A 19,673-nucleotide genomic window follows, 5' to 3' on the forward strand; every position below is an offset into this window, starting at 1 on the left:
AAAATTATTTTTTAGGTCTATAAGTATCTAAAATGCTTTCCATTTCTTTAACTACTTCGGGAAACTGATTGTATACATTTGTAGTTTGATATTTATCTTTTTCTAAATCATACAATTGAGCTGGTTGAGCCGTTTCTTTTAGCTTTCCATTTTCCATGTCGCTATTTTTTCCTCCTACAAAATTTACTGCTGCTGCGCCGCCCCATGCATGATGATGTGGTTTTGATCCATGAAACCCACCACTCCCTTTAGCTGGAATATACATCCATTTTCCTTTACGAAGCGATAAATGTGTAGACTTATGAGGAGCAAGAAGTAATTCATTTCGAATAGGTTCACTAGAGTTATCAATAAATGCAGACAATACATTTATACTATCTGAATTATCCAAGCTATTTGGATTTTGCCCAGTAACCGCCATAAATGTTGCCAACATATCTACATTACAAATTAATTGATCGGACACGGTTCCTGGTTCAATTTTCCCTGGCCATTTGGCAATAAATGGAATTCTGTGTCCGCCTTCCCAAACACCAAATTTAAATCCTAACAAATCGCCATTAATTTTATGTCCTGCTTTAACAGCGTTGCGACCTCCCAAATTCAACATCGCTCCATTATCACTTGTTAAAATGATTAATGTATTGTCTGCAACACCTTGTTTTTCTAAAGTAGACGTAACTTGACCTACCATCCAGTCCAATTCTTGAATAAAATCGCCATAAAGTTCGGCATCACTTTTTCCTTGAAAATTTGTCCCTGGTGTAAAAGGGTGGTGAATGTGTGTGGTGGCAAAGTATAAAAAGAATGGATTTTGTTTATTGCTTGTTGTTTGTTTCGTGATCCATTCCACTGCTTTACCAGCCAGTACTTGACCAACCGTGTAATCGTTGTATAACTTGTGTGCTTTAACAGCACCTTTAAACATATTTTGGGTTCTTTGAGACGCTTCTGGTGGAATAGGTGTAATTGGAGTGACCTCTTTGTCCTTTCCTCTGCCTACAAAAATCAAGGGGTCATTAGGGTCTCCTCCTACTACGCTTGTATTCTCCACATATACATAGGGTGGCGCACTATTAACAACAGGTACGCCATAATAATAATCGAAACCTAAATCGTTAGGACCTGGACTTAACGGTTCTTGCCAGTCATTTTCTCCTTTTTTAAAGCCTAAATGCCATTTTCCTAAAGCTGCAGTACTATATCCGCTATTTTTAAACACATCAGCAATGGTAATTTGTTCCGTGTTTATTAATAATTCTGAAGTTACAGCGGCTGGTCCCCAAATGCCTTTCCCATTATTACCACGAACAGGATATTGTCCTGTTAGCAAAGCATAACGAGACGGAGTACACACTGCAGATGCCGAATGCGCATCGGTAAATATTTTCCCTTCGTTTGCCAGTTTATCAATATTGGGTGTTTTTACTTTGGTGGCTCCATAACAACCTAAATCGCCATAACCCAAATCGTCTACCAAAATGTAAACGACGTTTGGTTTGCTTTGTGCTTCAATATCTAAAGCGCCAATAGAGCACAATAACGTTAACAAGGCACTTAGTTTTAGTGTAAAAAAAACATTGTTTTTCATAGTCATATCTTATAATTTAGTTTATTTTGAATTTCTAGTTGACTCTGTAATGCGGGCTTCCCTTCAGCCATTCGTAATCTTTGTATTGGTATTCATCTGATAATTCCTCTTTTTTACTTAGAGGTTGCCAAAGTGGAGGTTTACTATCCATGTTCAATTTTTTCCACCGTGTTAGCATTTGCTCAACCATTTTAGGATGACTTTCAGACAAATCTTTGGTTTCAGATAAGTCTTCTTTTAAATTATACAATTCTACTTTCTTGTTGTTTACAATCAATTTATAGTCTCCCACTCTAAGAACACCACTATTTTCTTTGTCATTTCTACCTATTCTCCAAAACAATTCCTCATGAGGTTCTTCCTTGGTTTCTCCAGTAATATAAGCTGTGATATTTTTTCCATCTAATTCTTTATTAGAAATATCACCACCTGCTAATGCTACCGATGTAGCTCCAATATCTAATGTAGTAACAGGAGCATTTAGAACACTTCCCGATTTAATTTTACCAGGCCAACTTACTACTAGTGGTACACGAAGTCCACCCTCATAACTACTCCATTTTGCTCCTTTTAGAGGTCTATTATCACTGGTACGTTTCATTCCACCATTATCACTTAAAAACCAAACAATAGTATTCTCTGTAAGATTCAATTCTTCTAAAGTTGCAATTAGCTTTCCAACTCCTTTATCAAACTCAAAAGTCATTGCTGCATATACAGAACGATTTTTAGGTTTTACTCCTGGAATCTTTGTCATTTTTTCTTCAGGAAACTTAGCAATAGTTTCTTCGGGAGCTTCTAAATATTCATGCGGTGCATTGTATGACATAAACAAGAAAAAAGGGTTGTTCCTGTTTTTCTTAATAAAATCCACCCCTTGATCTGTTAACTCATGAGTTAAATACTGATTCCATTCTACAGGTTGATTGTTATGTATAATTGGTAAGGTATGATGCATGTCTCTCATTGTCCACGGTTTTGGTGTATTGAGGTACTTCCCATTATAGGATGGATGATCCATGGGATAATATAAATGTCCACCACTTAAAAAACCATACCAATCATCATATCCCATATTATTTGGATGTTGATGAGGAGCGGTTCCCATATGCCATTTCCCTACTCCCCCTGTTACATAACCTTGCTCTTGCATATATTGAGCAACAGTACTAACATTGTTTGGTAAACCTTGTTTTTCATCTAATGGTGTACCTGGATTTCCATACCATCCAAAAGAAGATTGCATTCTACCTGTTATAAATCCTGCACGTGAAGGCCCACACATTGGTCCTGACACATAACCCGATGTAAGAATTGCTCCATTTTTAGCTAGTCTATCAATATTGGGTGTTGGAATATCTTTACACCCATTATAACCTACATCTGCATATCCCAAATCATCAGCCATAATTACTATAACATTTGGTTTTTGAGCACAGGTATAACCAAACAGAAACATGCAAGTAACTAATGAGCATATGGTTTTTATGGAATTGAATTTTATTAACATCTTCAGCATTAATTTTTTTCTTGAATATTTTCAAACGGAGGCACTCTTTGATCGGTTCCTATCACATCAATATCTCCTAATTCTTTTCTTACTCTTTCTGCTTCTTTTAGCAATTCTTTTACAACCTCTGGATGCTTATTAGAAACATCTGTTAACTCTCCCATGTCGTGATCCAAATCAAATAATAACGGACGACCTAAAGCGATTAATCCTCTACAACCAATATTTTTTAAGTTACTTCCGTTAAATGGCTTTTCGTTTTTGTTTTTAGACCAAAACGGTTGATCTGCTGAAGTTCTGGGTAAATGTAACTTCCATGGTCCTTTTCTAATGGCTTGTAAATTGATTCCATTATAGTAGTACACATATTTGTGTGGAGAGATTCCTTTTCCTGTTTTTAAAATAGAAGTAATGTCCTTTCCATCAATCACTCTATCTTTTGGAAGCTCTGCTCCAGCCAAAGAAGCCAATGTTGGTAATACATCCATAGATGATAAAAACGTATCATTTACTCCTATTGCAAATTTTCCTTTCCATTTTATGATGGCTGGAATACGGAAACCACCTTCCATAGTCGTATATTTTCCTCCATTTAAAGGTCCTGCCGAACCTCCAAAGTGACAAATAGCGGGACCGTTATCTGACAAGAAAATAACAATGGTATTTTCATCTAATTTTTTATCAGCAAGTGCTTGTGTTAATCTACCAACATGGTAATCCAACTCCTGAACATAATCTCCGTACAAACTTCCTTTTGAAGTTCCAATAAATTCCTTGCTAGGTTTGATAGGTGAATGCACCGAATGATAAGCTAGATATATAAAGAATGGATTCTCTTTATTTTCTTCGATATATTCGATGGCTTTATTAGTATAATCTCCAATTAAAGTTTCGAAAGCAACGTTTTCCTTTATTACTTTTCCGTTGTGGTACAGGTCGTCTAAATCTGGATGACTTTTATGCCAATTGGATTGCAAACCGTAATGTTGCTGAAATCCGTGGTCTGTAGGTTGATGTCCTTCATTAAATCCTAAATGCCATTTTCCTATAGCCATGGTAGCATAATCTTGTTTTACAAGTAAATCGGCGATGGTAACTTCATCAGGATGTAAACCATAATTTTTGTGTTTCTCTATTTTTCCTTGAGCTACGGGAAATCCGTTTCGCATAGGATAACGACCTGTAAGCAATGCTGCTCTTGATGGGCTACAAACGGATGATGCTACCTGAAAATCGGTAAATCGCAATCCTTCCTTAGCCAACTGATCAATATTGGGTGTGTTTACATCTTGTGCTCCATAGCAGCTTAAATCTCCATACCCTAAATCATCGGCAAACAAAATGATGATGTTTGGTTTTTCTTGCGAATGAATAGTAGATATTACACTAATCAGCAACACAATTAAAACGCTAATATTTCTAAATTCTATTTTCATTATTTTTTATCAATTAGGAATTAATTCATTTGGTGTATGATAAGGTTCGTTTCCAAGTGGCCTTGCATTTTCTCCACGTTTGTTTATATCTCCAATATCTTGTTTTGCCCAATCTAACAATTTAAGTAACGCTGCAACCACTTTAGGATTTTCATCAGCAACATCGATAGTTTCAGCAATATCTGTTTCTAAATTGTAAAGCATTGGTTTGGTAAATAATACTCTGTCTTTTGGAGCACTATGAATTGGCCATTTTCTAGAAACTATTGATGTTGGATAAGATTCATGAGGTAGATGCAACTTCCATTTCCCTTTTCTAACAGCTCTTAAAATATGATGTTGGTAGTAAAAAAATGGTCTATCCAATTCCATTGATGTTCCATGAATAATTTCTGAAACATCTACTCCATCAATCACTCTATCTTTTGGAACTTCAGCCCCTGCTATTTTTGCAATGGTTGGTAACAAATCTATAGTTGCTACAATATTTTCTGAAGTTTTTCCTGCAGGGACTTTTCCCGGTGCACGTATGATGGCAGGAACTCTAAAACCACCTTCCCAAGCCGATGTTTTTGCGCCTCTTAAAGGTTCTGCATGCCCGCCATGGTCTTTTTTAATCCACCAAGGTCCATTATCGCTTGTAAAGATTACATAAGTGTTTTCATCTAATCCTGTTTGTTTTAAATGATCTAAAATTCTACCTACATTATAGTCTATTTCTTCAATAACATCACCATACAAACCACCTTCTGATGTTCCTTTGAATTCATCAGAAACGGCTAATTGGGTATGTGGCATGGTATGCGCTAGATATAGAAAAAAAGGTTGTTTTTTGTTTTTATCTATAAAATGAATAGCCTCGTTGGTATATCTTTTTGTTAATGTAGACATGTCTGCATTCTTTTCTACCAACTTGTTATTTCTGATTAAATGCACCCTTGCATCGTTACTTCCTGGTGTAAAAAAAGACTCATCAAAACCTTGATGCATGGGTAATAAATCTGGATTAAATTTTTCTGGATTATGTCCTGCCAAATCCCATTTTCCAATCATACCTGTTTTGTAACCTACGGGTTTTAACACCTCGGCAATGGTAACTTCACTTAATGCCAATTTAGGATGTGGGTTATCTCCATTGTCATTACGTGCATTTCTCATAGGATACGAACCCGTCATTAATGCCGCTCTCGAAGGTCCACAAACGGTTTGTGCGTAAAAGTTTGTAAACTTCATTCCCTCAGATGCCATTTTATCTATGTTAGGCGTTTTAATGTTTGGAGAACCAAAACAACCCAAATCTTGATATCCTTGGTCATCGGTAAAAATGATAATAAAATTGGGTTTGCTACTATCCTCGTTTTGTCCATATGAGCATAAACTAAACAAGAATGAACCTACTAAAATTAATCCAATTCTCATGTTCTATAAATTAAGGTGTCATTAGTTTTTGTTTCGTTATAGTTACATAATTATTTATCTCATACCTAAACAAATGTGCTTCACCTTTGCTTTGTCTCATACAAATTCCCCATCCAGGAATGCTACTTGCGGTATTTCCATTTTCTAAATGCGGACGGTATAAACCAGGAGCCATCGGTATATTTGCTAAATTCTCTTGAAGTGGACTAAAATCTAAACCATCTTTTGCCCAATGAATAGATTTACTTAGAGAAGCCAAAGAGGCTACACCGCCATTATGATTCCATATTAACACCTCATGACCTTTTTCTATTAAAGGTTTTGAGTATTTTACAAAAGGGCCTTCGGGTGTATCGGCCATAGCTACGCCCATTTGGGTACGTTTCGGCCCTTCCTTACCATGCTCGATACATCTTCCTTTATAATACAGCCAAATTTTTCCATCTCGAACCAACATACTGGCATCGTCTACTCGATAGCTATCAAAATCTGAAGAGACTTCGCTATGCGCAATCACAGGTTCTTTCGAAACCCGTTTAAATGGGCCGTCTGGACTGTCGGAAACCGCAACACCTATACCCGTAAAATCGGTTGTGCTATTACCTTCAAACCTGCCGTCAGGATTTCCGGGAGTTGGTTGCACACCTGTATAGTAGAGATAGTATTTGTTATTATATGCCAAAATATTTGGGGTAAATACCGAGTGACTATCAAACGTACCTTTTTCGCCAACATTTAAAGCCATCCCTTGCTCTTGCCACGTGTGGCCTTCATCTTCCGAAGTAGCGTACCAAATAGTACCCCAATATCCAGACCTTACAGGCTTATCCATCCTAGTGTACCACACATAATATTTCCCGTCAACCTTAATTATGTCGCTGGGATCTCTTCTGTTGTAAACGGAATCTTTTCCTATTCCTGTAACTTCAGTATATGAAAAACTTACCGCTTCTTTCTTACTTTCATTGGTTGAAACCTCTTGTGGCGTTTCTGCTTTTTTGGTTCGTTTATTGCCACAAGATGTGAAAAGCAAAATAGATAATATAGCAACCGACAAATAAGTACTTCCTTTTTTAAAATTGATTTTCATATTTCTATTATATTTTGATGTTGATTGATTCTCCTGATTTTATGGTTTTATTCTTCATTTTTTTGGTACCAACTCCGTTTAAAGTGAAGCGCTCCAACTCCAAGCTTCCTGAAACAACAGAAATATTAGCTTGCTTATCTTTTACTTCAATTGTACCGTAACTGTAGCCGTTGCTCCAAAAATATTTTCCCGGCTTAGATGTAAAACTCATGGATTTTTCAACCGCAGAATACCGAAACTCTGTAATAGCCAAAATTCCGGCCCAAGCCATCATACTTCTAGCGTAATGGTGTCCTGCCTCGGCTTCGTTAAACGGACTTCTTTTTTTGCCATCGTAACGGTCTCTAATATTTCTAATGCACAATAACCCGTCTTCCATTAGGCCTTCCTGTAACATACCAACAGCAGCGGTATATTCAAAACCCGTCATGACTTCGGTATAATACGGAAATGGTTTTTCGGGACGTTCATTGGGGTAGGCCGCCATCAATAAAGCAGACTCGTTGCCCAAAGCATACGAACGATGAAAATTGGCATGAGAGGTCATATTCTCAACATAATTGTATTTCATTATGGACTCAAGCGTTTTTTTAATGTTTTCCTCTTTAGCTAAATACTCCAAACCAACAATATGCGAAAACACCTGACCCACCAATTGATCGACCAACACCCCTTTTCCCAACTGAAAATCGGGAGAAGTAAGATCGACACTTTTATCTCCGCCAGTTGCACCAATTAAAGAAGGCGCTACATTATCTGCAGACATGGGCGGTTGAATGTGCTGTTCGTAATATTCACCGTTGAACAAATTATCATCCATCCATTCCGAGCCATTTTCGTATAGCTCTCTGCAAGTTCTCGCAAATGTTTTTTCACCTAAATAATTGGCCATTTCTTCAGAAGCTTTTAAAGCACCCAAATACCAAAAGCCCATTTGTGGATTGGGCCCAAAATACTCTACATCCATGGTATTGTGTTGCGAACCTTCCATCACGCCATTTTTATCGGCATCCCAACCTCCGGGAATCCAACAAAATTCTAACGACTTTTTTACCTTTGGCCAATGTTGTTTTAAAAAGGCATCATCTCCAGATAATTGCCAATCGCGATAAAATTTCATGATGCATCCCATTTGTCCATCGGCTGCTGCCTTTCCCCATTTTTGTCCTTCTTCCAAAGGTAAATACACGCGAAAGCTCATCAACCCTTCATCATCAGTAGCATATTTATATTCTACCTCACGCATGGTTTTGGCTAACTCTCCAAATAAAAAGGCTGTGGTTTGTTCGTAATTCCAAACGTGGGTACAAGATCCAAAACACGACCCATAGGTATCAAAAAGTCCTTCCCAACCCAATAATTGTCCGCTTTTTATACGAAAAGCCAATTGGGTTCTAAGATGTGCCAAATTAAAAAGTGCCGATTCCTTTATTTCTTCAGGTATATCACTTTTAATAAGTGCATTGACGAAGGTTTTAGTGTTGTTTTCTAAGGCATCCAAACGAGGTAAGGTTTTGGTGATTACATCCCATGAATCACTATACTTCGTGGTGTAATAATTTCCAACCGTGGCTTTAATTAATTTTTGAAACCCTGGCTTATCCCAAGTTTGTCTGTTTGGGAAATGCCAACTGATTAAAAAACGAAAAGTTCTTTCTTCACCTGCTTTTAAAGTCGTTTTTACTGCCAAGGTCCCCATTGGCGCATTGGCTTTATTGTTTTCTCTTTTTTCCAACAGGCCATCTTCACTAAAATCGTCCCAAAAATCGAGGCGTTTTTTATCCCATCGGCTCGTTTTTGGCTGCCAAGCGGTTCGATAGGTGGTGGTACCTTCGTTTAAGGACACAAAACTCATGGTGCCCCATTGTTCGCTTTCAGGGTCTACGCCATTACTGGTGTAGTGAATGCCTTTAATGCCGTTTTCTTCGCGAATGGTATTGATATTTTTTATGGCTTTCCCTCGAGTGCCGTCGAAACCAATAAAGTTTTGAATTGTACCAGCGATGGAAATGATAATTTCCTTAGCACTGGTGTTCTTTACCGTATAATTTAGAATTGCCGCAGGAATACTACTGTCGTCTATGTTTCCAGGAATCAGTGGATTATAGGCTCCAACAACAACCTCTACAGGAAGACCATCATCACTTAAACATACTTGCCCGAACGGATAAGCTGTTTTAAATATAGCATTACTAAATCGCGGTAAACCGTGATGGTTTGATGTAGCCCCCCAAGCCCCTTCGTAATAGGATTCATCGGGTGGGCCTTCTAACAAACGTGTTTGTTTTTTTCCTTCAGCATCTTCTATGAAAATGGCAAAAAAAGGCCCTTTTTGTTTGGCCGGACCCCAATTTTCTAAAGTAGGATTGAAGCCTTTTGCAGGACGGTTCATGATTTCCCAATCTTCCAAAGAACCTCGTCCCGTAAGTGAAATGGTTCCTGTACCAATACCGCCAACAGGCATTTTTATTTTTTGAATATGGTCTTGGTCATATGCTTTTAATACGGGCCAATCGTTGTTCTTGGTTTGAGCAACTACCATAATACATACAAACTGAAAGATTACTGTTAACTTTAGATGCTTCATCTTAATCATTTATTTTTTTGTTTCGTTTTTAAAAACCTTGATTTCTCCTGCTTTCAATGTAATGACTTCACTTAGTTTTCCTTCTGAAAAAATTCTGAAGTTTCCATTTTGAGTGGCTTGAATTCTTGCTTCTACCAGTTTCCCGTTTTCCCAAATAATATCCACCTCAAATCCACCACGTGCTCGCAGTCCTGTAATACTTCCATTTGGCCATGCAGTTGGTAGTGCAGGTAGTAAATTAATTTTTCCATCATGACTTTGCATCAGCATCTCTGTAATACCCGAAACCAACCCAAAATTACCGTCTATCTGAAAAGGTGGATGAACATCCAAGAGGTTTGGTAAAGTAGATTTTTGCTGTAGTGCTATAATGTTTTCATGTGCTTTTTCGGCTTCCAACAAACGAGCCCAAAAATTGATAATCCAAGCACGACTCCAGCCCGTATGTCCACCTCCATTAGCCAAACGATGGGCGATGGTTTTTTTAGCAGCTTCAAACAACTCGGGCGTATTTTCTTTTGAAATTTGATTAGAAGGATGCAACGCATATAAATGTGAAATATGACGATGCCCTGGGTCTCTTTCCTCAAACTCCTCCATCCACTCAATTAAACGGCCATCGCTTCCTATTTGTAAAGGTTGAATTTTTGCAATCTGCTTTTTTAATGTATTCTGGAAGTCTTCATCGATTCCCAAGATTTCGGCAGATTTTATACAGTTTTGATATAATTCCAAAATAATCGAGCGGTCCATGGTAGACCCCATAGAGACTGTTGCAACCTCGCCATCTTCTGTTATAAAATCATTTTCTGGAGATATTGAAGGAGAAGTTACCAAGTACCCTGTTTGGGGGTCCGTAATCATAAAATCTACGAAAAATTCAGCCGCTTCCTTCATAATAGGGTAAGCATGTTCTGCCAGATATTTTTTGTCTTTGGTGTACTCATAATGCGTAAACAGATGCTGGCAACACCAAGCGGCACCCATTGGCCACATGCTATATCGTGCCCTTCCAAAAGCAGCCGTCATATTCCAAGCATCACTGGTGTGATGTGCTACGAATCCGCGACTTCCGTAAGTTTCACGAGCGGTAATTCTACCCATTTCGCGCAAATCTCCAATAAACTTTAAAAAAGGTTCGTGGCATTCGGCAAGGTTAGTCATTTCAGCCATCCAATAATTCATCTGGATATTGATGTTGATGTGGTAATCGGCATTCCACGGCGGTTTAAATCCGTTTACCCAAATGCCCTGTAAATTGGCAGGCAAGGTTCCTGGTCGAGAACTGCTGATAAGTAAATATCTCCCAAATTGGTAATGCAGTTGGGTAAGGTAGTTATCAACAGCTCCATCTTTTACGCGCTGCAAACGTTTATCGGTTGGGAGATCTTCTCCAATGCCTTCAGAAATTTTAAAATTTAGTCTTTTAAAGAGTGAACGATAGTCCGTTTTATGTCTATCAAACAAGCTTTCGTAGTCCTTGTTCAGTATTTTTTCAAGATTCGCTTCTGTAAGCTTTTTTGGGTCTTCGCCTCGATAATCACTGGCAGCCACAATACGAACAATTAATTCATCTGCATCGGTTATTACTATTTTACCATCCTTAACTTCAGAAGTACCTCCCTTGGCCTCAAAATAAACAATGGCATGAAACTTTACGCCTAAGCCATTACCCACATGTTCTGAAAAATGAATGCTATTTTTACTAAGCCGAAACTGCGTGTTTTCTGTACGTTTTATGTGAGCCGATAAGTTAATGGCTTTGTTTTGGTCTGCGGAATATTTTATAAGTACCGCTTTGTCAGGATAACTCGAAAAACTTTCTCTTCGAAATGTAATTCCATCTTTTTCAAAATAAGTGGTCTGCAAAGCCTTATTAAGATCTAATTCACGTCGAAAATTGCTTATGCTATCAAAGCCAGAACGTTCAACAATGAAATTTGCTAGCATTTGGTTGGTCATGGTTCCAGTAGGAAACCGTTGGGCCAAAAGGTTTTCAGTAAGGTAGGTTTCGGCTTCAACATATTTCCTATCAAAAATTAATTGCTGAATCTTTTTAATAACTTCAGGCCCTGCTTTTTTATCCCGATTATAAAGTTTCTCACCGGTCCAGATGGTTTCTTCATTTAAACAAATGGTTTCCTTTGAAGGAGTGCCATATAGCATTGCTCCTAGACTTCCATTTCCAATGGGCAATCCTTCATTCCATTTTTGGGCAGGCTGTTCAAACCAAATTTTTAAAGGCTGTTCTTTACTTTTTTGGTCTTGTTTTTTTTGTTCTGAATTTGAACATGAAATACAAAGAGCTATGGCGAGTATGGCTAATATGGTTTTATACATAGGTATTTTTTTATTTTCTGGTCTGGATATCATCTTGTTTTTTAATCTTTTTTATGTCCTTTAAAGCCTGCAGAAGTATCTAAAACCTTACCTTGTTTTGGCGGTGTATGTGCCTGTTGGGCATAGCTCAGCATTTTTTCCAAAATTTCGGGATGTTCAGTAGCTAGATTATGCTGTTCTTCAATATCAGAGTTCAAATCATACAATTCATAATCTGCTTGTTTATTGGGTTTAATGGCTTTCCAATCTCCCATTCTAACAGCAATACTTTTAGGATCTTCCCAGTATAGGTAGTCGTGTTGTTTTTGAAAGCCTTTTGATGTGTCGCCAAATAATGTCGGAGCAATAGAAATACCATCGGTTGAAGCGGGAGCTTTAGCCCCAGCAATATCGGCAAGGGTTGGCATGATATCCGGGAAATATCCTAAATGATTGGAAACACTGCCTGCTTCTATTTTTTCTGGCCAATATGCTATAAAAGGAATTCTGAGACCACCTTCATAAAAATTACCTTTTCCCCCTCTAAAACGCTTACCTGTTTCTGGGTTTAAATTAGGAGCAAAAAAACCGTGCGGGTGATTTTCATTCTTAAAATAAGGCTGGCCGCCATTGTCTCCAGACACAAAAATGATGGTATTATCTGCTATCCCCAACTCTTCCAACAAGGATACAATCTCACCTATTTGCCTGTCTACCATTTCAACCATGGCAGCATACATCTGCGCATCGTATTCTCCTTTTTGGTTGGTAGCGTCCCATTCTTTGTTTATATATTTTTGCCAAGCGGGTTCATCATCGGGCATTGCCCAATACCCATGTGGTGGTGTCCAAGCCATATAGGCAAAAAAGGGTTCGCTTTTTTTAGAACGAATAAATTCCAATCCTTTTTCGTGAACAAGGTGATGAGAAAATGTTTTTCCACTTAAAAAATCGCCTGTATTTCCTTCAAGGGGCACTTTTTTACTGTTGTGAACCAAGTATCTAGGGTAGTATGTATGCGCATGTACCTGGTGGTAGTATCCAAAAAACGTATCAAAACCATGTTTTTCGGGGACACCTGTGGTTCCAACATCCCCAAGGCCCCATTTACCAAATCCGCCCGTAGTGTATCCAGCTTCCTTTAACATACTGGCAATAGAAACATCATCTTCCGCCAATGCCAATCCGCCACTATTGGATCTAACCGTGGTATGTCCAGTATGTTGCCCGGTAATGAAGGTGCTTCTTGTAGGAGCACAAACATTTCCACCTGCCAGAAATTGAGTGAAACGCATACCTTCGGAGGCCAATTTATCAATATTGGGGGTTTCCAAAATAGGATGTCCCATTCCAGAAGATTCATAATACCCCCATTCGTCCATCATAATGTAAACAATGTTAGGTTTTTTAATGGCATCTGGCTTAGTGTTACAAGCTGTTATGGTTATGAACACCAAAAACAGTAGTACAAGTATATTTTTTGAGCGCTTCATTATCAATTTGTTTTTTAATCTTAATTATTTTTCCACACCAAAGTTTCACCTTGTTTCAAACTGAAGGTTTCACTCAATTGGTTATTTGAATAAATTCTGAATTTACCACCTTTTGCAGCATATATTTTAGCTTGTTTTAATAGTCCGTTTTCCCAAGTGATATCCACCTCAAACCCACCACGGGCCCTTAGGCCTTTGATGTTTCCTTTCTGCCATGTGGAAGGTAATGCTGGTAATAGATGTAAAATATAGGGTGCTTTAGCTAAGTTTTCATCGGGAGCAACTGGAACAAAATGGTTTGGGTTGTCCTCATCCTGTTTATAGGCTACGAAAGCGGCATTTTTGATGTTTTCTGCTAAATTATCAATGCTTCGTAAATGACTTTGCAGTAACATTTCGCATACACCTGCTACACCACCAAAATTTCCATCGATTTGAAAAGGAGGATGAAAATCGAACAAATTTGGATAGACACGTTCTGAAGTTAAAAACCTGTAAAATTGATGAGCCTTATCCCCATTATGCAATCTTGCCCAAAAGTTGGTTTTCCACGCCGTACTCCAACCTGTTGAAATGTCGCCACGGTGTTTCATGGTTACCAAAGCGGCATTGGTTAATTTGGGGGTAGTTAATGGTGAAAAATCGCGCCCTGGATGCAAGGCTATTAAGTGCGAAATATGCCGATGCTGGTCTGTTGGGCTGTCCCAATCTTCTGGCCATTCCTGCACCTGACCATACTGACCTATTTTTTGCGGACAAAGTTTAGGAATGATATTTTGTAGTTTTTCCCTAAAAGCTTCATCTCGCTCTAAAATAGTTGAAGCTTCAATACAATCTGTAAACAGATTTAATACCAATTGTTGCTCGAAAGAAGCACCATAAGCTTGCTTGTTTAGTTTTCCAAATTCCTTTACCAAGTAAGCGTTTTCTGGAGACCATGTTGGATACACCACTAGTGTACCATCTTTCCATGGTGCCAAAAACTCCATATAAAACTCGGCTGCGCCTTTTAAAATGGGGTAAACTTCTTCCAAATAAGTTTTATCTTGACTAAAGGCATAATGCTCAAATAAATTCTGGCACAACCATACACCCGATTGCTGCATACGTCTACCATGTTTATTGGGTGCTGTAAACCCAAACACATTTCCGTTAAGCCCCATACTCCAGCCTTTGCTAATACCAAAAGATTCTTGCGCCGTGTACTTCCCAGACTTGGCAATTATCTTCATATATTCTACATAAGGCCTAAAAGATTCTGGTAGATTAGCAGTTTCTACCATCCAATAGTTCATGGCCAAATTGATGTCGGTGTGATAATCGGCATTCCATGCCGGTTTTAAATGCCCATTCCAAAGCCCCTGTAAATTTGACGGCACTGGGGCTGCGCGTGAACAACTTAATTGTAGATAACGCGAATAGTTAAAATACAGATTTTCCAATTCTAAACTTGGACCTTTTTTAATCAACTCATCGGTGGTTACATTAGATGGTTCATATTCCAAGTTTAACTGGCAATTATCCATTAAGTCTGAAACATCTTTTTGATGGATACTTTTAAGCGTATTGTAACCTAGTTTTACGGCATTTTCTAGGGTTGTTTTTGTATCAGATTCAAAATCACGACCTTTAAACATTGGATAAACCGGCATATAATCGGTGTATGCCGACACATAAATTTTTACATCTTTTACGTTTTCAACTTTTAATGTTCCATCTTGGAAAGTAATTTTTGCATTATCCGCTTCTACACAAATCCTTTTTTGAAATTGTACCGGATCTTTTTCCATGGCCGTTTCACCATTTAAAATCAGCACATTTCCTTCGACATTTAAATTGGTGATTTTATGCAGAGAACTCACCTTAATGGTAAGGTTCATTACTGAATTTTCGGCGGTATACCGTATAGCGACCACATCGTTGGGGTGGCTACAAAAATATTCTCTGGTGAAATTTGCCTTACCAATACTATAATTAACATATCCAACACCTGAAAAAGCATCTAAAGAACGTGTGTAATTTGAAACTTCCTCTGGGCTATGTTCTGTTGAAATATATATGTCGGTAAAAGGTGCATAGTTCCCTAATGGTTGATGACTACTAAGATATTTGGTAGACATGGCCTCCATACTACCTTCTGAAGTGCCATACTTTTCGTTTCGATATGCCTCTCGAACTTTTTCAAAGTTTTTATAAGCGCCTATTCTGGTTCCCGATTGTGCTACAGAATCCAACCCCCTTTTACTGTTCATCCAAAGGGTAATATCATTCAGCATGATGTGTTCTTCTTCAATGCCTCCTGAGAACATAGCTCCCAATCGACCATTACCCAAGGGCAAAGCCTCTTGCATGTAACCTAGCTTATTGTAGTTTTGCCTTTGCTCAGTAGTAAACTTACTGGCGGGTTCATCATAAGTCAACACAAACTGCCCATGAACTTTTACAGAGGTTATAATAATCAATAATAAGGTTACAATCTGTTTTATCATGTCTTTTTAGCTATTGAACTTTTTCAATAATATTATAGATTCTATCACTATTTGGCTTCATTAAATCGCCTTTCCACAACCCATTTTCCTCTTTTGTGAATTCAAAGTTTTCTGAATATGGAATTTTGTTATCGGTCCAAATTAATAACGGACCATCTTCAACCATTTGAATTTTTACTGACTTATTATCTATTTCCAATAATTCGAAAGTGGCTGCCGAAAGGTATTTATCGGGCCTACCAATGATAGACCAACCGTGTTGTATTGGATTTAACAATAACAAACGTTCCTTTCTGGAACCCAAATTAAACTGATAATTATCTTCAAGAATTAGAGCTGAACCTTTATAATAATCGTAAAGTAAAATACCTTCTTTTGGCACTTCCCAAAGACCTTGATAAGGTTGCATCATGCCACCAGCAAACGGGTAATCCTTTAACGAAACTTGTGCTGTTAATTCCTTATCATCTTGACTAAGATTCACAGCCATAATAGCAGCGGTTTTGTTTTTTAATGGTGCTATGACTCTAAATGCTTTTCCATCAAAATAGGGGTCTTGCATTAAACTTTCAGGAAGAGGAACACCTGGTGCTAATGTTCCTAAAATACGTCCATCTGCATAAGTTAATGGTTTTAAAACGGTATCGTCTATATGCTCTGGCACATCAGAAAGGTAAATAGGTCCACCTGACATGGCTCTAGCTACTGCCATTAACTGTGCGGTTTCTTCAAAATTGGCAAAGAACATATCTTGATCTAGCCAATGTGTGTGCCCTAACCAAAAGGCATTGGCAAAATTTTGCACCAAGGTTAAATCCAATCGGTCTTTAGTGGTTTTATAATCTATACTTCCACGGATAATGGCGCTATGCCTGTGATTAAACACATTAAAGTTTTGTTGGGCAATACAATTTAGCAACATCAAATCTTTTTCTTTGCAGTTTTCTTCTAAGGCGATGTTGTTGTAATGCACACCTAAAATAGCATTACTTGCTCCTGTGTTGTTACGGAAATTATCTGATTGAAAATCGACTTTAATGATATCGAAACCATTGTCTTTGGTGTTTTTTGTCATTTCATGAAAAAACGCATTGGCTGATTCTTCTGAAATTTTTGGGGTTAAAATGGTTCTTTTGCCACTAGGATTGCGTTCTGCCAAATGTTCATTTAAACTTGGCATATTGTGCTCTGGGGATACAGCACCAAAATAGCCATTGAAATTTCGCCAAATACCCATCCATTTTATTTTTTCATCTTTCTGACTGGTAATAGGCTCCCATCCGTTTGGAAATTTCTTTTCATCGGCTCTAAAAGAAAGCAACTGGCCGCCTTTATGGTCTAAATAACCATCATCGATTAACATCCACCTAAAAGGAATTGTGCTTTCTTTCATGCCTTTTAAAGCATTCAAAACCACCTCCTCGTTAATCTTGTGCTTGTAATGTTCCCAAGAACACCAGCCTAAGTATTTGTAAGCCTCAGGATACTTTTTATCAGACCTCCAATTGATGTTTTCCTTTACTTTTTCGGTGTTCATTGCTCCTTCCCAAGCCATTCTAGCGGCTTCATACGGATTTTTAGATTCTCCATAACTCATTAGAGGCACTGCTACATTTTCGGTATCTGTACCATAGGTAGCAACCGTTAAATAAACTGTTTTATCACGAATGGAAAACGTATTTCCTATACGATTAGACACCAATGGTAAGAGCGCTAAATAATCTCCATTTTCTTTTTGTAACATCATAAACGCCCCTAGGTTAATATGGCTATCCATTCTTGGCTTTTGGTACTTGTAACCGTCTAATGCTGCAATATCATCAAACCAAAGCGGCTCAACCCTATTTCCTGCAGCCAATTTTTCTGAAAACGGACGGTAGTAAATGCCTTTTTTGTACTTGGGCAATTGTATTTTAATTTCAGAAATAATCCCTAAAAAATCTGGGGTTAACTTTTGTTTCTGAACAGAAACCACCCCACTCCCACTAAAGGTTGACACAAGTAACGCTGATGGAATTGCCTTCAATGGCACATCTTGTTTTTTAACTTTGGCTTGTTCAGAACACGACAATATACAAGAGATACCAACAATAAAAAGAAATACTTTTCGCATTATATAGTTTAGTTTGAGTGGTTTTTACTTTTGAAAATTTTATTTAGTTAATTATTGGCTGGATTTGCTTCCATCCTTCCATATCTTCGTTTTCCTGAACAGCTCCTGGTGTGCTTCTTCCATCAAGAATAATTTTTTTTAAAGCGGCTTTTAATTCTGCTGCCTTTTCAGGAAATATATTTATTAGATTTCTGGTTTCGCCAATATCTGCTTTCAAATTATACAGTTGCATATTAGGTAAATCTAATTTTTCATTTTTAATGTCCTGCGGCCTTGGATAACTCCATCCACCAGAACCTGGGCATAAGTTTAGTTTCCAGTTTCCTTGTCTAATGGCAAAAGACCCATTAATGGAATGGTGAACGGTGTAATCGCGAATTTCGTTATTACTTTCACCTGTTATTAACGGTAACATACTGAAACTGTCTTCAGCTTCAGAATCTTTTATATTATATCCTGAGATTTCAGCACAAGTAGCAAAAAAATCGGTAGTACAAATAGTTTTATCCGAGTTAGTATTTTTAGGAGCTTTGGCAGGCCATTCCACAATAAAAGGTACACGATGACCACCTTCAAAAATATCGGCTTTCGCACCCCTAAAGTTATAACTTGGGTTATGGTTTACTTTTGCCAACTCTTCAAAATTAGCTCTTGGCGAGCATCCATTATCACTTGTAAAAACTAATAAGGTGTTTTCTGAAATACCTTGCTTTTTAATTGCTTCCCTAATTTGGCGTACCACATCATCCACCTGCATTACAAAATCGCCATACAAATTGGTGTTGCTTTTTCCTAAAAACTCGGTGGTTGGTAAAATAGGTGTATGTGGTGCTGGCAAAGGGAAGTATAAAAAGAAAGGTGTTTTCTTTTTAGTTTCTTGACTGATGTAATCTATAGCTTTGTTTGTTAAATCTTGAAGGACATTAGTATGATTAAAATCATCTGAGGTAGGTCCTTCGCGCCAAAATCCTTTTTCATCTACACACACGGTAGTTTTGGTGGGTACCATCGTTGGAACATTATTTTCTACATACACATACGGAGCCATATCAAGAGAACCACAAAAACCGAAGGAATAATCGAAACCGTGCGTTGCTGGACCGTTTTCAATAGGCTTGGTATAATCAACAGCAAGTTGAGCCTCCCATTTATTTCTCGCAGCTTCATCTGCCCCTTCTTGAATAGCCCAATCCCAACCTAAATGCCATTTTCCTATAAAAGCCGTGGTATAACCTCGTGATTTTAGCATTTCGGCAATTGTGGTTCGTTCTTGTTTAATCAAAGATTTGGAAAACCCACCAAGCACTGATTTTTTCAAGGACGAGCGCCAATTATAACGCCCGGTTAAAATACCATAACGTGTTGGTGTACAAACGGCCGAAGATGTATGAGCGTCTGTAAATTTAATACCATTCGCTGCCATTTGGTCTAAATGTGGCGTAGGGATTTTTCCCTCTGGATTAAAACAGCTTACATCGCCATAACCCATATCGTCTGCTAGGATGTAGATGATGTTTGGGTTTTTATTAGCTTTTTGAGCTTGTACTGTTATTATTGAAATGAACAATAAGAAAAATATGAGTTGTTTCATCTTCATGAGTTTGTTTTGTGTTTTTTGAGGTTTGA

The 19,673-nt window shown here is 37.9% G+C and carries 11 protein-coding genes; all 11 read right to left on the reverse strand.

The window, feature by feature from the left end:
* Nucleotides 1-4: 4 nt before the first annotated feature.
* The 11 genes from J1D01_RS14665 to J1D01_RS14715 are packed head-to-tail and all read right to left on the reverse strand — an operon-like array spanning nt 5 to nt 19,638.
* Nucleotides 5-1,591 carry a sulfatase family protein gene (locus J1D01_RS14665; RefSeq protein ID WP_421151347.1) on the reverse strand — a complete coding sequence of 529 codons (1,587 nt, stop codon included), beginning with the start codon at nt 1,589-1,591 and terminating at the stop codon, nt 5-7.
* 34 nt (nt 1,592-1,625) lie between these two features.
* The gene (locus J1D01_RS14670) at nt 1,626-3,110 is read right to left on the reverse strand and encodes a sulfatase-like hydrolase/transferase (protein WP_421151348.1); all 1,485 of its coding nucleotides are present in this window, start codon (nt 3,108-3,110) and stop codon (nt 1,626-1,628) included.
* Entirely contained in the window at nt 3,110-4,537 is a 1,428-nt protein-coding gene (locus J1D01_RS14675) for a sulfatase (protein ID WP_421151349.1), read from the reverse strand. Before J1D01_RS14675 ends, J1D01_RS14670 begins: the two co-directional genes overlap by 1 nt.
* 9 nt (nt 4,538-4,546) lie before the next feature.
* Nucleotides 4,547-5,956 carry a sulfatase gene (locus tag J1D01_RS14680; RefSeq protein ID WP_421151350.1) on the reverse strand — a complete coding sequence of 470 codons (1,410 nt, stop codon included), beginning with the start codon at nt 5,954-5,956 and terminating at the stop codon, nt 4,547-4,549.
* Between the two features lie 10 nt (nt 5,957-5,966).
* Nucleotides 5,967-7,046, reverse strand: a complete 1,080-nt coding sequence (locus tag J1D01_RS14685) for a family 43 glycosylhydrolase (RefSeq protein WP_421151351.1) — start codon at nt 7,044-7,046, stop codon at nt 5,967-5,969.
* A 7-nt stretch (nt 7,047-7,053) separates the two neighbouring features.
* Nucleotides 7,054-9,633 (reverse strand): GH116 family glycosyl-hydrolase, encoded by a 2,580-nt coding sequence (locus J1D01_RS14690; protein WP_421151352.1) that lies wholly within the window; start codon nt 9,631-9,633, stop codon nt 7,054-7,056.
* A 9-nt stretch (nt 9,634-9,642) separates the two neighbouring features.
* Nucleotides 9,643-11,973 carry a glycosyl hydrolase family 95 catalytic domain-containing protein gene (locus J1D01_RS14695; RefSeq protein WP_421151353.1) on the reverse strand — a complete coding sequence of 777 codons (2,331 nt, stop codon included), beginning with the start codon at nt 11,971-11,973 and terminating at the stop codon, nt 9,643-9,645.
* Between the two features lie 41 nt (nt 11,974-12,014).
* A complete protein-coding gene (locus tag J1D01_RS14700; protein ID WP_421151354.1) occupies nt 12,015-13,445 on the reverse strand; it encodes an arylsulfatase in 1,431 nt (476 codons plus the stop codon).
* A gap of 20 nt (nt 13,446-13,465) precedes the next feature.
* A complete protein-coding gene (locus tag J1D01_RS14705) occupies nt 13,466-15,934 on the reverse strand; it encodes a glycosyl hydrolase family 95 catalytic domain-containing protein (protein WP_421151355.1) in 2,469 nt (822 codons plus the stop codon).
* A gap of 10 nt (nt 15,935-15,944) precedes the next feature.
* A complete protein-coding gene (locus tag J1D01_RS14710; RefSeq protein WP_421151356.1) occupies nt 15,945-18,047 on the reverse strand; it encodes a Sip1-related alpha-galactosidase in 2,103 nt (700 codons plus the stop codon).
* 43 nt (nt 18,048-18,090) lie between these two features.
* Nucleotides 18,091-19,638, reverse strand: coding sequence for a sulfatase family protein (locus J1D01_RS14715; RefSeq protein ID WP_421151357.1), 1,548 nt, complete (start codon nt 19,636-19,638; stop codon nt 18,091-18,093).
* Between the last annotated feature and the right edge of the window lie 35 nt (nt 19,639-19,673).

It is taken from the genome of Seonamhaeicola sp. NFXS20, assembly GCF_049132085.1.
In the GTDB taxonomy this organism is placed as follows: Bacteria; Bacteroidota; Bacteroidia; order Flavobacteriales; family Flavobacteriaceae; genus Seonamhaeicola.

Excerpts from the sequence above, each read along its gene's own strand:
- J1D01_RS14710 (WP_421151356.1), bottom strand. The coding sequence starts at position 18,047 with ATGCGAAAAGTATTTCTTTTTATTGTTGGTATCTCTTGTATATTGTCG.
- J1D01_RS14705 (WP_421151355.1), bottom strand. The coding sequence starts at position 15,934 with ATGATAAAACAGATTGTAACCTTATTATTGATTATTATAACCTCTGTA.
- J1D01_RS14670 (WP_421151348.1), bottom strand. The coding sequence starts at position 3,110 with ATGCTGAAGATGTTAATAAAATTCAATTCCATAAAAACCATATGCTCA.
- J1D01_RS14665 (WP_421151347.1), bottom strand. The coding sequence starts at position 1,591 with ATGAAAAACAATGTTTTTTTTACACTAAAACTAAGTGCCTTGTTAACG.
- J1D01_RS14680 (WP_421151350.1), bottom strand. The coding sequence starts at position 5,956 with ATGAGAATTGGATTAATTTTAGTAGGTTCATTCTTGTTTAGTTTATGC.
- J1D01_RS14695 (WP_421151353.1), bottom strand. The coding sequence starts at position 11,973 with ATGTATAAAACCATATTAGCCATACTCGCCATAGCTCTTTGTATTTCA.
- J1D01_RS14685 (WP_421151351.1), bottom strand. The coding sequence starts at position 7,046 with ATGAAAATCAATTTTAAAAAAGGAAGTACTTATTTGTCGGTTGCTATA.
- J1D01_RS14690 (WP_421151352.1), bottom strand. The coding sequence starts at position 9,633 with ATGAAGCATCTAAAGTTAACAGTAATCTTTCAGTTTGTATGTATTATG.
- J1D01_RS14675 (WP_421151349.1), bottom strand. The coding sequence starts at position 4,537 with ATGAAAATAGAATTTAGAAATATTAGCGTTTTAATTGTGTTGCTGATT.
- J1D01_RS14715 (WP_421151357.1), bottom strand. The coding sequence starts at position 19,638 with ATGAAACAACTCATATTTTTCTTATTGTTCATTTCAATAATAACAGTA.
- J1D01_RS14700 (WP_421151354.1), bottom strand. The coding sequence starts at position 13,445 with ATGAAGCGCTCAAAAAATATACTTGTACTACTGTTTTTGGTGTTCATA.